The 508-nt window shown below is 70.1% G+C and carries 1 protein-coding gene; it reads left to right on the plus strand.

The features are described 5' to 3' along the window. On the plus strand, positions 1-314 hold a 314-nt coding region (locus tag ACLD7X_RS18465), incomplete at its 5' end, for a hypothetical protein (RefSeq protein WP_411425139.1). Positions 315-508: the final 194 nt, after the last annotated feature.

Here is a 508-nt window from a genome sequence, read left to right on the forward strand (position 1 = left end):
CGCCCGGGCGCCGGCTGGTGAATGTGCGGCTGAAAGAAGCCATCGGCATCGCCCAGACAGCCTTCTTCGAAGACCCCGCCTTCTATCGGGCGAACCCAGATCTGGCGCGGGCCTGCTGCTGGCTGCTGGCCGCGCACAACGACATCACGGCCGCACTGTTTCTGAAGCCTGCCGCAGCCAGGGGGCCGGCCGAAGTGACCTGGCGGATGGCTTCGGTCTCGTTCCCCACCCTCGGCGGCCTGATGGCGCGCCAGCGCGAGGGGAGACTGACCGCCGCAGACGTCAATCAGTCGGTCTGGCTGAAGGCGGCTTGATCGCGGCAGGCCGCGCGCGCAAAGCTCGCCCGTGATGCAAAGTCCGGTCGATCAGATGTTCATCGCGGGGGCGTGGCGGCCATCGCGCGAGACCCTCCCGCTTGAAAACCCGTCCACCGGCGCATCCATCGGCGCGATCGCGCGCGGGCGCGCAGAAGACGTGGACGCGGCGGTCGAGGCCGCGCGCCGCGCGT

The organism is Aphanothece microscopica RSMan92, from assembly GCF_046613545.2.
Lineage (GTDB): Bacteria > Cyanobacteriota > Cyanobacteriia > PCC-6307 > Cyanobiaceae > NIES-981.